This is a genomic window from Rhodanobacter sp. PCA2 (assembly GCF_013620825.1).
Lineage (GTDB): Bacteria > Pseudomonadota > Gammaproteobacteria > Xanthomonadales > Rhodanobacteraceae > Rhodanobacter_A.
Genome location: NZ_NJIC01000047.1, coordinates 61,244 through 77,717, shown reverse-complemented (window position 1 = coordinate 77,717; position 16,474 = coordinate 61,244). Strand labels below are relative to the sequence as shown.

Genomic DNA, 16,474 nt, shown 5'->3' with positions numbered 1-16,474 from the left:
GGCGCATGCGCATGCCGCAGCCGGACGGGAAACAGCAGGCCACGCCATCGGGCGGCCGCGACGAACGCCTGCCGTCCGCCTGGCAGCGCCTGCTGGACGGCCCGCGTGCCAGCAGCGGCGACGAACCCGGCGTGCTGGGTTTCTTCCTGGAAGTGGTGCCGGAAGAGGGCGCCGCCTCGGCCCATCTCGAAGTGGCGCCCCTGCTGCTGGCGGTGATCGAGCACGGCCGCTACGCCCGCCCCGTGCCGCTGGACAGCCGGGTCCTGGTGCAGACGCCGCTGCCGCCGCACGAGCAGCGTCTCGCCGCCACCGTGCTCGGCCTGCCGCAGAGCGTGCGCAAGAGCCGCAGCTATGCGCGCCTGAGCGGCCACGTCGGCGACAGCCTGCTGATCGAGCTGCTGGATACCGCGCCGTGCTTCCTCGGCGGCCTCGCCGGCCTGCGGCTGTCGCGCGGCAAGGCGCACCCGCTCAACTGGCACTGGCAGCTTGAATCGGACGGCAGCCAGCGCCTGCTGCCCCTGCTGCCGCACAGCCAGCGCCTGCTGCGCATCGACGGGCTGTGGTACCTCGACGCCGAGCACGCCACGCTCGGCCATCTCGAAGCCGCGCCCGAGGAAACGGCCTGGCTCGACCTGCCCCCGCTGAAGCACGACTACGGCCGCCGTTTCGCCGAGACGCTGCCCGCGAGCCGGCTGGCCGCGCGCATCCCGCCGCCGCAGGTGTTCGACGCGCTGCACCGCGCCGAGCTGGCGCCCAAGCCCGTGCTGACCCTGCATGCGCTGACCCGCCACGCGCGCCTCGCCGCTGGCACCTCGCCGCTGGCCTGGGCGCGGCTCTCCTTCGACTACGCGGGCGAACGCCTGCCCGGCCGCGGCGGCGAGCCGCTGGTGCGCCGCGTGCGCAACGGCCAGCTGGTGGAGATCGCGCGCCGCCGCGCCGAAGAACTCGCCACCATGGAGCAGCTCGAACGCACCGGGCTCACGCCCGCGGTCGACACCGAAGGCCTGCCCTGGGACATGGCCGACACCCTGCCCGACGACGCCTGGCTGTTCCCCGGCACCGGCCACGCCGGCGCGCTGGAAGTGAACACGCCCGCGCGCTGGCTGGCGCTCCGCCCCAAGCTCGAAGCCGAGGGCTTCGCGCTGGAGTACGCGCCCAGCTTCCCGTTCGAGGTGCTGGAAGGCCCGGTGCGCTGGTACGGCCAGGCCGCCGAGGACGCCGACGACCACGCCTTCGACCTGGAGATCGGCATCGAGCTGGAAGGCAAGCGCCACAACCTGCTGCCCGCGGTGGCGCAGGCGCTGGCCGAGCACCAGTTGAACCTCAGCCCCGCGCCCAACGAACCCGAGGACGCGGTGTGGTACGCGCCGGTCGACGAGCGCCGCCGCGTGCCGGTGCGCCTCAAGGTGCTGCGCGGCCTGCTGGCGCCGCTTGCCGAATACCTGGAAAAGCCGCGCAAGAAACTCCACCTGCCGCGCGTGCAGGCGGGGCGGCTGGAAGAACTGGTCGAGGCCTTGCCGGGCGACGGCGCGCTGGAAGCGCCGGAAGCGCTGCGCGGCTTCACCGCGCGCCTGCGCGACGCCGCCGAGCGCGCCAGCGACGCGATCCCTGCCGGCCTCACCGTGGAACTGCGCCCCTATCAGCGCGAAGGCCTGCGCTGGCTCAACGCCCTGGCCGAGGCCGGCGTGGGCGGCGTGCTCGCCGACGACATGGGCCTGGGCAAGACGCTGCAGCTCATCACCCACCTGCTGGCGCTGAAGGAACACGGCGCGCTCAACCAGCCCGCGCTGATCGTGGTGCCGACCAGCCTGATCCCGAACTGGCAGGCCGAGATCGCGCGCTTCGCGCCCGCGCTCAAGGTGCTCACCCTGCACGGCTCGCAGCGCGCCGAGGCCTTCGCCCAGCTCGGCGCGCAGGACATCGTGCTCACCAGCTACGCGCTGCTGCCGCGCGACGTGGTGCCGCTGCGCAAGCAGCCGTTCGCGCTCACCGTGCTGGACGAGGCGCAGCAGGTGAAGAACCCGCGCACCCAGGCGCGCCGCGCCCTGCTCAGCCTGCGCACGCGCCGCCACGTCTGCCTCACCGGCACGCCGCTGGAAAACCACCTCGGCGAACTGTGGTCGCAGGTGGATCTCGCCGTGCCCGGCCTGCTCGGCGACGAGAGCGCGTTCCGCCGCTACTACCGCATCCCGATCGAGCGCCAGCACGACGAGGAATGCCAGGCCCGCCTCAACCGCCGGCTCGCGCCCTTCATCCTCCGCCGCACCAAGGCGCAGGTGGCTTCCGAGCTGCCGCCGAAGACCGAGATCACCCGCCGCGTGGTGCTCGAAGGCCGCCAGCGCGAACTGTACGAAGGCCTGCGCCTGTCGCTGGCCGAGGAACTGCGCGAGGTGATCGCCCAGCGCGGCATCCAGCATTCCGGCATCGTGGTGCTGGATGCGCTGCTCAAGCTGCGCCAGGTCTGCTGCGATCCGCGCCTGGTGAAGCTGGAGGCCGCACGCGGCGTGCACGGCTCGGCCAAGTTCGAACTGTTGATGGACATGCTGCCGCCGCTGCTCGACGAAGGCCGCAAGGTGCTGCTGTTCTCGCAGTTCACCGGCATGCTCAAGCTGATCGCACACGAGCTGGACCGTCGTCGCATCCCCTACGTCACCCTCACCGGCGAAACGCGCGACCGCGCCACGCCGGTGCAGCAGTTCCAGCAGGGCGAGGTGCCGCTGTTCCTGCTCTCGCTGAAGGCCGGCGGCGTGGGCCTCAACCTCACCGCCGCCGACACCGTGATCCACTACGACCCGTGGTGGAACCCCGCCGCCGAGGCGCAGGCCAGCGACCGCGCGCACCGCATCGGCCAGGACAAGCCGGTGTTCGTGTTCCGCCTGATCACCGCGGGCACGGTGGAGGAACGCATCGAGGAACTGAAGGCGCGCAAGGCCGAACTCGCCGAAGCCGTGCTCGAGGGCGGCGGCAGCCGCGAACGGCTCAGCTTCGACCAGGACGATCTGGACGCGTTGCTGGCGCCGGGCTAGTCGGCCGCTTCCGCGCTGCGGGCCTCTGCAGCGTCCGGCGCGAACTTGCCGTCCTCGGCCAGCCGCGCGAACAGGCCGCCCTGGCGGATCAGTTCGTCGAAGCGCCCTTGTTCCACCAGCCGCCCGTTTTCCAGCACCAGGATCAGGTCCGCGTTGCGCACCGTGGACAGGCGGTGCGCGATCACGAAGGTGGTGCGGCCGCGGGTGAGCGTGTCGAGCGCGCGCTGGATGCGCACCTCGGTGGCGTTGTCCAGCGCGCTGGTGGCTTCGTCCAGCACCAGTATCGGCGCGTCCTTGAGCATCGCGCGGGCAATCGCGAGACGCTGGCGCTCGCCGCCGGAAAGCGAGCGGCCGCGCTCGGCGACCAGGGTTTCCAGTCCTTCCGGCTTGCGCGCGATGAAGGCGGCGGCCTCGGCCGCGGCGACCGCCCTCTCGATCTCGGCAAGGTCGGCGTCCGGCTTGCCCACGCGCAGGTTGTCGAGGATGGAGCGGTAGAACATGCCCGGGTCCTGGAACACCACGCCGATGTTCTGCCGCAGCGAATCGAGCGTGACGCCGCGGATGTCGTGGCCGTCGATGGCGACCGTGCCGCCGGACGGGTCGTAGGCGCGATACAGCAGGCTCAGCACGGTGCTCTTGCCCGCGCCGGTGGGGCCGACCAGGGCGATGGTGTCGCCCGGCGCCGCGCGGAAACTGAGGTCGTGCAGCGCCGGCTGCACCGGGTCGTAGCCGAAGCTCACCTTGTCGAACACCACCTCGCCGCGCACGCGCGGCAGCGCGGTCGCGCCGGGCGCGTCGACGATCGTCGGGCGCGCGTCCAGCACGGCGAAGAAGTCCTGCAGCGACTGCGTCTGGAAGAACAGGCTGGAGAGGAAGCTGGCGAACTGTTCGAGCCGGCCGATCAGCATGATCGCGAAGCCGACGAAGCTGACGATGCCGCCCACCGTGATCTCGCCGCGCGCGTGCAGCGAGGCGCCGAGCGCGAAGATCGCCACGATGGTCAGCGTGCTGGCCGCGCGGTTCAGCACCGAAAGGATCGCCCAGCCGCGCAGCACGGGATACTGCGCGGCCAGCACGCGCGCCATCATGGCCTTCATCGCGGCGGCTTCGTTGCGCAGCCGGGTGAAGCTCTGCACCACGGTGACGTTGCCGAACACGTCGCCGGCGCGCGTGGCGATCTCGTTGTGCAGCTCCTCGACTTCGCCTTGCGCCTTGTGCGTGCGCCGCACGGTGACCGCGTTGGAGATCGCGAAGCTGAGCATCAGCGCGATCATCAGCAGCGCCAGCTTCCAGTTCATCGACAGCGCCAGCGGCACCATCACGATGATCGACAGCAAGGTGGCCAGGTGCTCGCGGAAGAAGCTCAGCCACAGGTTGAACAGGTTGCTGACGCCGTTGTTCATGATGCGCGCGAGGCGGCCGGTGTGGTACTCGCCGTGGAAGGCCAGCGGCAGCGCGGCGGCGTGCTCGAAGAACGCCGCGATGGCGGCCAGCCGGCGCCGGTGCGCGAGGCGATCGGCATGCAGCGAGGTCCACACGGCCGCCGTCACGCCGCCGAAGCCGGCCAGCGCCCACAGCGCGATCAGTCGCGGCGCGGCGCCGGCCTGCGGCGACGAGAGCGCATCCACCACCTTGCCGAACAGCAGCGGTTCGAGGAAGTACACGCCGGCCAGCGCAAGGTTGGCGATGGCCAGCGCGATCGCCAGCCTGCGTTCCGGGGCGAGCATGGCGAGCACGCGCACGTACAGCCGCAGAATGGGCACGGGCCGGTTCTCCTTGAAGCCTGTTCAGCGTCCCCGGATGGCGCGCAGCGGACTCAGCCGCGCGCCGCCACCTCGTCGATGCGCCTCAGCATGTCCGCCGGATCCTCGTACACGCGGAACGCGCCGGCGCGGGCGAGTTCGTCCTCGCCATAGCCGCCGGAGAGCACGCCGATGCCGAGCGCGCGGGCGCGCTGCGCGGCGAGCATGTCCCACACGCTGTCGCCCACCACCATGGCGCGGGTGATGTCCACGCCCAGCCGTTCGGCGGCGGCGAGGAACAGGTCGGGATCGGGCTTGGCGTGGCGCACCTGGTCGCGGGTCACCACCGGCACCCTGGACGGGTCGACGCCGAGCGCCTCGAGGTTGTGGATCGCGGTGCGCAGCTGGCCGCTGGTGGCGATCGCCCAGGGAATGTCCTCGGCGGTGAGGTAGTCCAGCAGTTCGCGCGCGCCGGGCAGCGGCTTCACCGCACCCTGCGCGTGCAGGCGGTTGAAGGCCTCGGCATGGGCGTCGTACAGCCGGATGCGGCGCTCCTCGCCGATGTCCTGGCCGGTCTCGCGCAGCAGCATGCGGGTGAACAGGCCGCCGCTCATGCCGATGCGGCGATGGATGCGCCACACGGAGAGGTCGATGCCTTCGGCATCCAGCGCTTCCTTCCACGCCAGCACGTGCTGGTAGACGCTGTCGACGAGGGTGCCGTCGAGGTCGAACAGGAAGGCGTGGTCGCGGCGGGACATGGGGATTCCTTGCAACGGACGGGGCAGGGCGTGCGGTCGCGCGCGATGCGAGCGGGAAGTTTCAGTGCGGCAGTTGCAGGCTCTGGCCGGCGGCGCTCAAGGCGATCGCCGCCGCGCCCAGCAGGCCCGGCTCGGGATGCACGATGGCCAGCGTGGGCACGCGCTCCATCGTTTCGCGGAAGCGGCCCTTGGCCTCGAAGCGTTCGCGGAAACCGCCGCGGTGCAGCCACGGCAGCAGGAAGGGCAGCACGCCGCCGGTGAGGTAGACGCCGTCCCAGCCGCCCAGGCTCAGCACCAGGTCGCCGGCCACGCTGCCGAAGATGCCGGCCAGCGTTTCCACCGTGCGCACGCACAGCGGGTCGCTGCCGTCCTCGGCGCGCGCGGTGATGTCTTCGGGCGTGTATTCCTCGGCCGGCTGGCCGGCGATGTCGGCCAGCGCGAGGTAGAGGTTGACCAGGCCGTTGCCGCAGATCATGCGCTCGTTGGAGACGCGGCCGAAGCGCGCGTTGAGCCGGTGCAGGATCTCCACGTCCTCGGTGGTGTGCGCGGCGAAGCCGGCGTGGCCGCCTTCGCTTTCCAGCACGATCCACTTCTGGTCGCGCCACAGCAGGCCGGCCACGCCCAGGCCGGTGCCCGGGCCCATCACCACGAAGGTCTGCGGCTGCGTGCCGTCCAGTTTCGGCGCGGACAGCGCGCCCACCGGCAGCAGGCTGTCGGCGGCCAGCAGCGGCACCGCCATGCTTTGCGCGGCGAAGTCGTTCACCAGGTGCACCGCGCGCATGCCCAGTTCGGCCTGCAGCGCATGCGCCACGATCGCCCACGGGTTGTTGGTGACCTTCACCGTCTCGCCGCCGGCGATGCGGCCCGCCGCGGCGATCACCGCCTGCGACGCGCTGCGGCCGGTGTCGGCGAAGTACTGCCGCGCGGCATCGGCCAGCGAGGGAAATTCCTTCACCCGGTAACGCCGGATGCTGTCCATGACCAGGGGCGAGGTGGCATCCGGGCCGGCCAGTGCGAAGCGCACATTGGTGCCGCCCAGATCGGCAAGCAGGGTGGAGGCGTTTCCGTGGGGCATCGGGGGAGGAACCCTGTGACGTGGCACAAAGGACAAGCGTGCCTTGTCAGGCCGGTGCGCGTCCACTATCTGCATACGTATGGTGCGGAAACATCCGCTCAGCCGTGCTTGTGCTTGCGGTGATGCCTGCCCGGTTTGGGCGGTGGCGCGGGTGCAGGCGCCGGAGCGGGCGTCGGGGCAGGCGCGGGCGTCGGAGCGGGCGAGCCCGTGACGGGCGGGTTCTGCGCGGTGAGCGCGGTCAGCAGCATCTGGCCGTCTGGACTGCCAAGCCCGGTGCAGGCATCCCAGCCCGTGCTTGCGTTGTAGGCGCCGTTGTTGCCCTGGGTGATGTCGCGGAACGCCGTCGTGCCGACCTGGTACAGCGCGGCATGCACGTCGCCCACGGCGCGGCCCAGCGCCTGGTTGCAGCGCGCCAGCAGCGCGGCCCACAGCGGCGCCACCGCGCTGGTGCCGCCGATCACCTCGTCCTGGCCGTCCACGCGCACCTGGTAGCCGGTGAGCGGATCGGCGTTGCCAGCCACGTCGGGCACGCCACGCCCCGCGTAGCCGCCGGGCGCCTGCGGCACCTTGCTGCCCTGCTGCCAGGTGGGCAGCGCGTAGTCGATGCTGACGCCGCCGCCGGTGGCGCCGTTGTTGCTGGCGGTGTCGTTCCACACCACTTCGCTGCTGATCGTGCCGGCGCTGGCGGTCAGCGTGGTGCCGCCGCAACCCAGCGCATAGGGGCTGGAGGCGGGGAAGTCCACGTGCGGCTGGCCGTCGGTTTCGCCGTCGCCGGAGCCGCTGTCGCCGGACGCGGCGGTCACCGTGACGCCCATCGCGGCGGCGTCCGCCAGCGCGCTCTGCATCGCGGCGAGCGAGGACGCGCTCCAGCTGTCCTCCGGGCCGCCCCAGCTGATCGAGATCACCGAGGGCTTGAGCTGCGCATCGTGCGCGGCCTGCGAGATCGCCTCGTAGAAGCCCTGGTCGGTATTCGGCGCGAAGTACACCGCGATTGCCGCCCCGGGCGCGAGGCCGCCCACCATCTCGATGTCCAGCATCACCTCCGCGTCGGCTGCGCCGCCGGGCGCGTTCTTGCCGCCGGCCACCGACACCGCCGTCACCGTGGGCGGCGTGGCGATGCCCAGCCCGTTGAAGTACGTGGTGAGGTCGGCCTGGCTGAAGCCGCCGCCCAGCTCGATCAGCGCCACGCACTGGCCGCTGCCGTCGGTGTTGGCGGGGAAGTTGTAAAGCTGTCCGATCCCGGGCGGGGTATAGGTCTGGTGCGGTGCCGCCAGCGCCTTGCGGAAGTGCGGCTTCGCCACCGGGCGGCGATCCAGCCCCAGCACGGCGAGCACCGACGGCGCCACGTCCGCCGGCAGCGCGGGGGCGTGTTCGCAACCCACCACGTAGCTGCGCTGGCCGGGCAGCCGGTAGCGCCCCAGCTGCACGCCGAATGCGCGCTGCAGCGCGTCCACGGACCCCTTGAAGTGCAGCACGCGCCGATGCGGTTCGCAGCCGGTTTCCACCAGACCGTGCGAGGTGGCGTAGTTGCGCACGCAGTCGATGTCTGCCGGATCGGCGCCGCAGTGCGCGCCGAACTCGCCGCGCGGCCAGCGCGGGGGATGCGGCCAGGCCGCCGGCGCGGGTGGCGGCTGCGCGCCCATGCGGCGCAGCACCACGGTGACGCCGATCGGGCTGCGGCTGGTGTGCGGGCCCAGGTAGCGTGCCCCGGCCGGAAGCGGGTGGCCGGCATGGAGGACGCGATTCGCAAGAGTTTTCATGGCGGAGCCTCGCGGGGGTGTCGCGAGCCTGTACTGAACGCCGTATGCGTGGCGTGTGTTCCATGTAGCGGTTTCGTTGCGGCATGCGGCGCTGCGGCAAACCGCCCGCGCCGGCCGTGCCGGGCCGTGCGCGGCGCTAAGATGCGCGTCTGTACCTGCGAGACCACCCCATGAACTTCCCCGCCGTCCGTCCGCGCCGCATGCGTCGCGACGCCTTCTCCCGCGCGCTGATGCGCGAGCACACCCTGCTGCCGTCCGACCTCATCATGGTGGCCTTCGTGATCGAGGGCGAAGGGCAGCGCGAGCCGGTGCCGTCGATGCCGGGCGTGGACCGGCTCTCGATCGACGAGCTGCTGAAGCTGGCCGGCGAATGCATGCGCCTGGGCATCCCCGCGCTGGCGCTGTTCCCCTCGCCGGGGCAGGGCGTGAAGAGCGAGGACGCGCGCGAGGCGTGGAACCCCGACAACCTGATGCATCGCGCCACGCGGGCGCTGAAGGCGGCCCATCCGGAGCTGGGCCTGATCGGCGACGTGGCGCTCGATCCCTACACCACGCACGGCCAGGACGGCCTGATCGACGCCGACGGCTACGTGATGAACGAGCCCACCGTGGCGGCGCTGGTGAAGATGTCGCTGGCGCAGGCTGCGGCCGGCATGGATTTCGTCGCGCCCTCGGACATGATGGACGGCCGCATCGGCGCGATCCGCGACGCGCTGGAGGAAGCCGGCCACATCCACACCCGCATCCTCGCCTACTCGGCGAAATACGCGTCCAGCTTCTACGGCCCGTTCCGCGACGCGGTGGGCTCCGCGGCGAACCTCGGCAAGGGCAACAAGCACACCTACCAGATGGACGTGGGCAACTCCGACGAGGCGCTGCGCGAAGTGGAGCTGGACATCGCCGAAGGCGCCGACGCCGTGATGGTGAAGCCCGGCCTGCCCTACCTCGACGTGCTGCGCCGGGTGAAGGACGCCTTCGGCATGCCCACCTTCGTGTACCAGGTGTCCGGCGAGTACGCGATGCTCAAGGCCGCTGCGCAGAACGGCTGGCTGGACGAGAAGGCGGTGGTGCTGGAAACGCTCACTGCGTTCAAGCGCGCGGGCGCGGACGCGATCCTCACCTACTACGCGGTGGATGCGGCGCGCTGGCTGCGCGGGGAATAGCCGGCGCGGCCTGCCCGGAAAAATCCATGCCGGCGGCCGCCCCGCGTCCGCAATGCGCTGCATGATGGTGGCGGCATTCGTCCGAATGCCGCCACTACCATCCAGCCCCGGCCCGGCGCCGCGGCGAGGGAGCAGCATGAAAACCTGGCTGATGCCGCTGTGCCTGTTGTTCGCCTGCGCCAGCCTGCCGGCCGGGGCCGAGGTCTGGCAGCCCGCCGCCGGCCACGCGCAGATCCCGCTGTGGCCAGGCACGCCGCCCGACATGCGGGCGATGCCGGGGCCGGAGACGGTGAAGACCAGCCCCGACCTGCTCGCCGGCAAGCACGTGACCGCGATCAGCAACGTGTCGCGGCCCACCATGACGGTGTATCCGCCGCAGGGGAAGAACACCGGTGCCGCGGTGGTGGTGATTCCTGGCGGCGGCTTCGAGATCCTGGCCATCGACCTCGAAGGCACCGAGATCTGCGACTGGCTGACTTCGCGCGGCATCACCTGCGTGCTGCTGAAGTACCGCGTGCCGGGTGCGCCCTACGACTGGCGTACCAACAGCCGCCCGCACAACTACCAGGTGCCGACGATGGCGCTGGAAGACGTGCAGCGCACGATGGGGCTGGTACGTTCCCGCGCCGCCGAATGGCATGTCGATCCGCACAAGGTCGGCGTGGTCGGCTTCTCCGCCGGCGGTTTCCTCGTGGCGGAGATCAGCACGCACTTCAAGCGCCTGTACAAGCCGGTGGACGCGGCCGACAAGGAAAGCGTGCGCCCGGATTTCGCCATGGCGATCTACCCGGGGCATCTCGCGCTGGAGAACGGCAAGCTGAATCCCAACGTGCCGGTCACCAGCGACACGCCGCCCACCTTCATCGTGCAGGCCGAGGACGACGACGTGGACGGCGTGCAGCAGGCGCTGGTCTATTTCGCCGGATTGAAGCAGGCCGGCGTGCCCACGGAGATGCACCTCTATGCGCACGGCGGCCATGCGTTCGGCGTGCGCCGCACCGACAAGCCCATCACCCGCTGGACCGACCTGGCCGACGAGTGGATGCGCGGCCTGGGCGTGCTGCCCCACTGAGCCGGCGCCGCGCCACGTTCACGCGTACTGCGCGATGCCGTTGCCGAACGACCAGTTCTGCTTCGCCGTTTCCAGCAGGTTGATGAACACGTCTTCGGGCCGCAGGCCGGGATCGGCTGCAAGATTCTCGACGACGCGCTGGTAGAGCGCCTGCTTCTGCTCCAGCGTGCGCGTGTCGTTGCAGGCGATCTGCACGATCACCAGGTCGCTGCTGCGCGCGATGCCCAGATAGTCCGGATCGCAGTCGAACTCCTCCGCCTCGTGCTGGTGGATGAGGATGAAGCGGTCGCGCTCCGGCACGTCGAACGTGTCGCGCATGGCGGCGTAGATGCCGTTGCGCAGGGCGGCGAGGTGGGCGGCGGACTTGCCGCGGCGCAGGGAGATGCGGACGAGTGGCATGGGATGCTCCTTTGAATGCGGATCGCGCTGCGGCCGGTGGCCGCTTCCGTTCCGGCCAGGCGCCGAACGGGTTAACCTGTCGCCCCGCGCCAGCGCGATGCGGCGCATCCGCGCCGGCTGATCACCGCCGCCGCGCGGACCTAGTGCTGGGCGCGGTGAGCTTGATCTCGTACAGCCGCGGCCAGCACTTGCCGGTGACGAACAGGCGGTCGTGCTTCGCGTCCCAGGCGATGCCGTTCAGCACGTCGTTGGTCGGATCGGCCAGCTGCTCCGGCTTCGGCCCCAGCCCGGCCAGCTCGATCCAGCCGACCACCTTGCCGCTGGCCGGGTCGATGCGCGCGATGCGCGTGGTGAGCCATACGTTGGCGAAGATTTCGCCCTTCACCCATTCCAGCTCGTTGATGTTCTGCAGCGGCTGGCCGTCTGCCGTCACGTCGATCCGGCCGGTCTGCTTGAGCGTGTCGGGATCGAGGATGCGGATCACCGGCGTGCCGTCGCTCATGTAGAGCCGCTCGCCGTCGCTGGTGAGCGCCCAGCCTTCGCCGGGATAGGCGAAGCGCGCCTGCGGCTTCAGCGTGGCGAGGTCGTAGACGAAACCCACGTGGTCCTGCCAGCTGAGCTGGATCAGCCGGTCCTTCCACACCGCGATGCCTTCGCCGTAGGCCGGCCAGGGCGTGGGCGACTGCTGCAGCACCTTGCCGGTCGCGAGGTCCACCTTGCGCACGCTGGAGCTGCCGACCTGGCCGGTGCTCTCGTAGAGGCGGCCGTCCAGATAGAGCAGGCCTTCGGTATAGGCCCTGGGATCGTGCGGGTAGCTGTGCACCACGCGGTAGCCGTAGACCGGGATGCCGTCCTGCGCATGCAGCGGGGCGACCAGCGCGAGGGCGAGCGCGGCGAGGGCGACGAAAATCTTCATGCCGGCATGATCCCATGCGGCGGCGCCGGGCGGCACCACCTCTCCTGAACATGGCCGCGTGGAATAATCGGGCCTCGCGATCGAACCGGAGTGCGCGTGGACAGCCATCATTTCCTGCAGGTCGCCGTGGTGTTCCTGCTGGCCACGGTGATCGCGGTGCCTCTGACCAAGCGGTTCCGGCTCGGTTCGGTACTCGGGTATCTCCTGGCCGGCATGGCGATAGGGCCGCAGGCGCTGCGCCTGGTGAGCGACACCGGGGGCATCGCCACGATCTCCGAGTTCGGCGTGGTGCTGATGCTGTTCGTGATCGGCCTGGAGCTGTCGCCGCAGCGCCTGTGGGTGATGCGGCGACAGGTGTTCGGCACCGGCCTGCTGCAGGTGCTCGCCACCAGTGCGGTGATCGGCGTGATCGCGTGGCAGCTGCTGGGCATGCTGCCCGGCGCGGCGATGATCGTGGGCGGCAGCCTGGCGCTGTCCTCCACCGCGTTCGGCCTGCAGATACTGGGCGAGCGCAAGGAGGCCGGGACCGCCTACGGACGGCAGGCGTTCGCGATCCTGCTGTTCCAGGACCTGGCGGCGATTCCGCTGATCGCCGCGGTGCCGCTGCTGGCCAGCGGCGCGGACACCCACGGCTTCGATCTCGTCGGCGCGCTGCGCACGGTGGGCGTGATCGTGGCCGTGATCGTGGGCGGCCGCTACCTGTTGCGGCCGGTGTTCCGCTTCGTGGCGAAGGCGGACGCGGTCGAGGTGTCCACCGCCACCGCGCTGCTGGTGGTGATGGGCGTGGCGCTGCTGATGGAAGTGGCCGGCGTGTCGGTGACGCTGGGCGCCTTCCTCGCCGGCGTGCTGCTGGCCGATTCGGAATACCGCCACGAGCTGGAATCCAACATCGAACCGTTCAAGGGCCTGCTGCTGGGCCTGTTCTTCATCAGCGTGGGCATGTCGATGGACATCTCGCTGCTGCTGCACCAACCCCTGCTGGTGTTCGGGATCGTGGCCGCGCTGCTGCTGCTGAAAGGCGCGCTGCTGTGGCCGCTGGGGCGCATCGTGGGCGCGCTGGAGCCCGGCGACGCGCTGCGCCTCGCGGTGCTGCTGGCCTGCGGCGGCGAGTTCGCGTTCGTGGTGCTCAAGCTCGCCGACGAGCGCAAGCTGATCAGCGCGGAGCAGCACAACCTGCTGGTGCTGGCGATCACGCTGTCGATGGCGCTGACCCCGCTGCTGGTGTCCGCGCTGGCGAAGCTGCTGGGCGCGCACAAGGTGCGCAAGCCGGCGCGGGACTTCGACACCATCGTGGCGCATTCGCCGCGGGTGATCATCGCCGGCTACGGCCGCATGGGGCAGATCGTGTCGCGCATCCTGCGCGCCGAAGGCGTGCCGTTCGTGGCGCTGGACCATTCGGTCGAGCAGGTGGACCTGGTGCGCCGCTTCGGCCGCTGGAGCGACATCTTCTACGGCGATCCGGCGCGGCCGGAGCTGCTGCGCGCGGCGCAGGCGGACAAGGCCGAGGTGTTCGTGCTGGCCAGCGACGATCCGGAATCCAGCCTGCACGTGGCGCGCGTGGTGCGGCGCATGTATCCGCACCTGAAGATCGTGGCGCGCGCGCGCAACCGCCAGCACGTGTGGCGCCTGATGGACCTGGGCATCGAGGAGCCGATCCGCGAGACGCTGTACTCCAGCCTGAAGATGAGCAAGCAGGCGCTGATCGCGCTGGGCATGACGCCGGAGCGCGCGATGGATCGCGTGGAGCGTTTCCGTCGCCAGGACTCCGAATTGATCAAGACGCAATACCTCGTCTACGACGACGAGGCCAAGCTGGTGCAGACCACCCGCGAGGCGGTGGCGGAGCTGGAAAAACTGTTCGAGGCGGATGCCGAACCCGCCGCGCGGCAGGCGCGCGAACGCGATCCGGACACGCCGCTGACCAGCACCGATTGAGCGCGGCGCGGCGGCTGATTTTACGTTTCGATACAAGCTCTTGCGCCGCAAGTTCCTGCCGTCAACGGAGGCCCGGCATGCGGCGTTCGACCGGGCATGCCTGCCTCTCCGTGCCCGCTCGTCATCCGCTACGGCCGCCTCGGCGATACCGTGCTGCTGCAACCCCTGCTGCACAAGTTGCAGCAGCGCTACGGCCAGCCCTGCGACCTGCTGGCAATAGGCGCGTGGCCCACCGGGCTTTATGCGGACCAGCCCGAGGTGGCCGACGTGTTCGCGCTGCGGGCGCCGCGCCGTCCGCTGCTGGTCAGCCGCGAGCACTGGCGCGCGATCGGCTGGCTGCACGAGCGCCGCAACGCACCGGTGTACATCTGCGAACCGCAGCCGCGTGCGCTGCTGCGGATACGGCGCGCGCTGGGCCTGGCCGGCGTGCCGGCGGCGCATCGCGCCTGGCTGCTGGACACGCCGCTGCGCGAACGCGAGCACTGGGTCGACCACCTGCTGCGTTTCGGCGATTGCACGCCGCCCGCGTTCCGCGGGCGCTGCGATGCGCTGGCCGTCGATCCCGGCGCAGCTCCGCAGTTGCAGGTCGATGTGGTGGCGCGGGCGGAATGCGCGCGCTGGCTGCAGGCGCGCGGGCTGCACGACCGGCCGCTGGTGCTGCTGCAGCCCGCGAACAAGCGCACGCTGCGCTGGAACGGCGTGCGCGCGATCGCGGACGACGACAAGGCGTGGCCGCTGCAGCATTGGGCGGCGCTGGCGTGGACGATCCTGGAGACGCTGCCCTCGGCGCGCGTGCTGTTGTGCGGCAGCCCGCGCGAGGCCGACTACCTGGAAGGCATCCGCGCCATCGCGGCGAGTGAGTCCGTGGTATCGGTGGCCGATGACCTGCCGCTGGGACGGCTCAAGGCGCTGCTGGCCTGCGCGCACAGCATGGTCTCGGTGGACACCGGGCCGGCCCACCTCGCCGCCGCGATGGGCTGTCCGCTGGTGGTGATGTTCGGCGCGGCATCGCCCGCGCACTGGGCGCCGCGCGCCGCGCCGGGTGGCTGGGTGACGGTGCTCGGCGGTCCGCCGCACGCTGCGCGCGTGGACGAACTCGGCGTGGAGCAGGTCGCCGATGCCTGGCGCGGCCTGCCGTCGCTGCGGCATGCGCACCGGCAGGCCGAGGTGGCCTGAGGGACGGCCCGGGCCGCGCGGGCCCGGACGCTCATTCCGCCGGCTGGGCCGGCTGGCGCAGCGTCTGCCGCACGCTGGGGATCGCGCTGCTGCGCACGGCCAGTTCGTGGGCGATGTCCACGTAGCCCAGCTGGCGCGCCACGTCGGCCGCCGTGCGGCCGAACGCATCGACGGCGGCCCGATCCGCGCCGCGCGACAGCAGCACCCGGGCCGGCGACAGCAGGGCGTGCATCGCGCAGGCGTGCAAGGCGGTGACGCCGCGCTGGTCCGCGTGCGCCACGTCGGCGCCGGCTTCCAGCAGCACCGGGGCGAGCGCGCCCAGATGGGTGGCGTCGCAGGCGCTGCCGGGGCGCGCCTGGGCGCCCAGCAGCAACAGCAGGGCGGTCTTGCCCTCGCTGTCGGCGTGGTTGACGGTGGCGCCGTGCTTCAGCAGCACGTCGAGCAGGCGCCGCGCGCGCAGGCTGTCGGTGTGCTCGAAGCCGTATTGCGCGGCGGCATGCAGCGCGCTGTGGCCGCGCGTGTCCACGGCGTTGACGTCCGCGCCGGCGGCGAGCAGCGCCTCGGCCAGTTCGGGGCGCCCGGTCGCGGCGGCCACCATCAGCGCGGTGCTCTGGTTCGGCAGGCGCTGGTCGACCTCGGCCTTGCGCTCCAGCAGCAGCGCCGCCGTGCCCTCGCGGCCGCCGGCCACCGCCGCGGCCAGCGGGGTGATGCCGTTCGCCGCGGCCAGCGCGGGATCGGCGCCGGCGTCCAGCAGGCTGGCGGCGATCTCGCCGTGGCCCGCGCCGCCGGCGTGCAGCAGCGCGCTGGCGCCGTGGCTGTCCACGGTGTCGACCGGAAAGCCCAGTTCCAGCAGCCGCTGCACCGCGACCAGCGCGCCGGCCTGCGCCGCGGCGGGCAGGTCGCCCGCGCGCAAGGGGCGCAGCGGGCGCGGCCAATGGCCCCAGTCCAGCCAGCGTTCGATCGCCGGGTGTTCCAGCGCCAGGCCCAGCGGCGTCTCGCCGTTGGCGTCGGTCGCTTCCGCGTCGGCGCCGTGGGCGATCAGCGCGCGCACCAGCGGCAGCGCGGCTTCGCCGTGCTCCAGCGCGTTGAACAGCGGCGTGCGGCCCTCGCGGTCCCGGCTGTTGGGATCGCAGCCGCGCGCCAGCAGGGCTTGCAGCAATGCGCCGTGGCCGTTCACCGCGGCCAGTTGCAACGGCGTGCGCGCGCGCGCGTCTGGGCCGAACGGATCGGCGCCACGCCGGCGAGCAGCAGGTCTTCCACCGCCTCGGTGGAGGCGGGCAGCTGCAGCAGCAGCGCGTCGAACAGGCGCCGCCCCAGCGGCGGCAGCGCGGGTGCGGCGGCCGGTTCGTCCGCGGCCGCGTCGGCCAGCTCCGCGCCGTGCTCGTCGTCCGGCTGTTGCGCGGCGAGGCGCGCCTCGGCGTCCAGGCCGTGATCAAGCAGCCAGCGTCGCGC

The 16,474-nt window shown here is 71.6% G+C and carries 13 protein-coding genes; 5 read left to right on the top strand and 8 right to left on the bottom strand.

What is annotated here, in order from left to right; translation table 11 throughout:
• Positions 1-11 precede the first annotated feature (11 nt).
• Positions 12-3,026 (top strand): DEAD/DEAH box helicase, encoded by a 3,015-nt coding sequence (locus PCA_RS14665; RefSeq protein WP_181303361.1) that lies wholly within the window; start codon positions 12-14, stop codon positions 3,024-3,026.
• Here PCA_RS14665 and PCA_RS14660 read toward each other — a convergent pair.
• From PCA_RS14660 to PCA_RS14645, 4 genes are all read right to left on the bottom strand, one after another.
• Positions 3,023-4,789, bottom strand: coding sequence for a glucan ABC transporter ATP-binding protein/ permease (locus PCA_RS14660; RefSeq protein WP_181303360.1), 1,767 nt, complete (start codon positions 4,787-4,789; stop codon positions 3,023-3,025). The genes PCA_RS14665 and PCA_RS14660 overlap by 4 nt on opposite strands.
• 53 nt (positions 4,790-4,842) lie before the next feature.
• Positions 4,843-5,526 carry an HAD family hydrolase gene (locus PCA_RS14655; RefSeq protein WP_181303359.1) on the bottom strand — a complete coding sequence of 228 codons (684 nt, stop codon included), beginning with the start codon at positions 5,524-5,526 and terminating at the stop codon, positions 4,843-4,845.
• Positions 5,527-5,587: 61 nt separating this feature from the next.
• The gene (gene glk, locus PCA_RS14650) at positions 5,588-6,601 is read right to left on the bottom strand and encodes a glucokinase (RefSeq protein WP_181303358.1); all 1,014 of its coding nucleotides are present in this window, start codon (positions 6,599-6,601) and stop codon (positions 5,588-5,590) included.
• Positions 6,602-6,699: 98 nt separating this feature from the next.
• Complete coding sequence (locus tag PCA_RS14645) at positions 6,700-8,361, bottom strand: S53 family peptidase (protein ID WP_181303357.1); 1,662 nt, start codon at positions 8,359-8,361, stop codon at positions 6,700-6,702.
• A 170-nt stretch (positions 8,362-8,531) separates the two neighbouring features.
• On the opposite strand from PCA_RS14645, the gene hemB reads away from it, so the two are divergent.
• Positions 8,532-9,524 carry a porphobilinogen synthase gene (gene hemB / locus PCA_RS14640; RefSeq protein ID WP_181303356.1) on the top strand — a complete coding sequence of 331 codons (993 nt, stop codon included), beginning with the start codon at positions 8,532-8,534 and terminating at the stop codon, positions 9,522-9,524.
• 136 nt (positions 9,525-9,660) lie between these two features.
• Positions 9,661-10,596, top strand: coding sequence for an alpha/beta hydrolase (locus tag PCA_RS14635; RefSeq protein ID WP_181303355.1), 936 nt, complete (start codon positions 9,661-9,663; stop codon positions 10,594-10,596).
• A gap of 18 nt (positions 10,597-10,614) precedes the next feature.
• Here the strand turns inward: PCA_RS14635 and PCA_RS14630 are convergent, their stop codons facing one another.
• Positions 10,615-10,995, bottom strand: coding sequence for a tautomerase family protein (locus PCA_RS14630; protein WP_181303354.1), 381 nt, complete (start codon positions 10,993-10,995; stop codon positions 10,615-10,617).
• 121 nt (positions 10,996-11,116) lie between these two features.
• Complete coding sequence (locus tag PCA_RS14625) at positions 11,117-11,911, bottom strand: glutaminyl-peptide cyclotransferase (RefSeq protein WP_181303353.1); 795 nt, start codon at positions 11,909-11,911, stop codon at positions 11,117-11,119.
• Between the two features lie 96 nt (positions 11,912-12,007).
• Between PCA_RS14625 and PCA_RS14620 the strand changes: the two genes are divergently transcribed.
• Together PCA_RS14620 and PCA_RS14615 are read left to right on the top strand one after the other, a co-directional pair.
• Positions 12,008-13,846: a monovalent cation:proton antiporter-2 (CPA2) family protein gene (locus PCA_RS14620; protein WP_181303352.1), complete on the top strand. Its 1,839-nt coding sequence runs from the start codon at positions 12,008-12,010 to the stop codon at positions 13,844-13,846.
• Between the two features lie 96 nt (positions 13,847-13,942).
• On the top strand, positions 13,943-15,022 hold the full coding sequence (locus PCA_RS14615; protein WP_181303351.1) for a glycosyltransferase family 9 protein: 1,080 nt from the start codon (positions 13,943-13,945) through the stop codon (positions 15,020-15,022).
• A gap of 31 nt (positions 15,023-15,053) precedes the next feature.
• On the opposite strand, the gene PCA_RS17700 is transcribed toward PCA_RS14615, so the two are convergent.
• Together PCA_RS17700 and PCA_RS17695 are read right to left on the bottom strand one after the other, a co-directional pair.
• Positions 15,054-16,214 carry an ankyrin repeat domain-containing protein gene (locus tag PCA_RS17700; RefSeq protein WP_255436892.1) on the bottom strand — a complete coding sequence of 387 codons (1,161 nt, stop codon included), beginning with the start codon at positions 16,212-16,214 and terminating at the stop codon, positions 15,054-15,056.
• On the bottom strand, positions 16,196-16,474 hold a 279-nt coding region (locus PCA_RS17695; RefSeq protein WP_255436891.1), incomplete at its 5' end, for a hypothetical protein. The genes PCA_RS17700 and PCA_RS17695, both read right to left, overlap by 19 nt.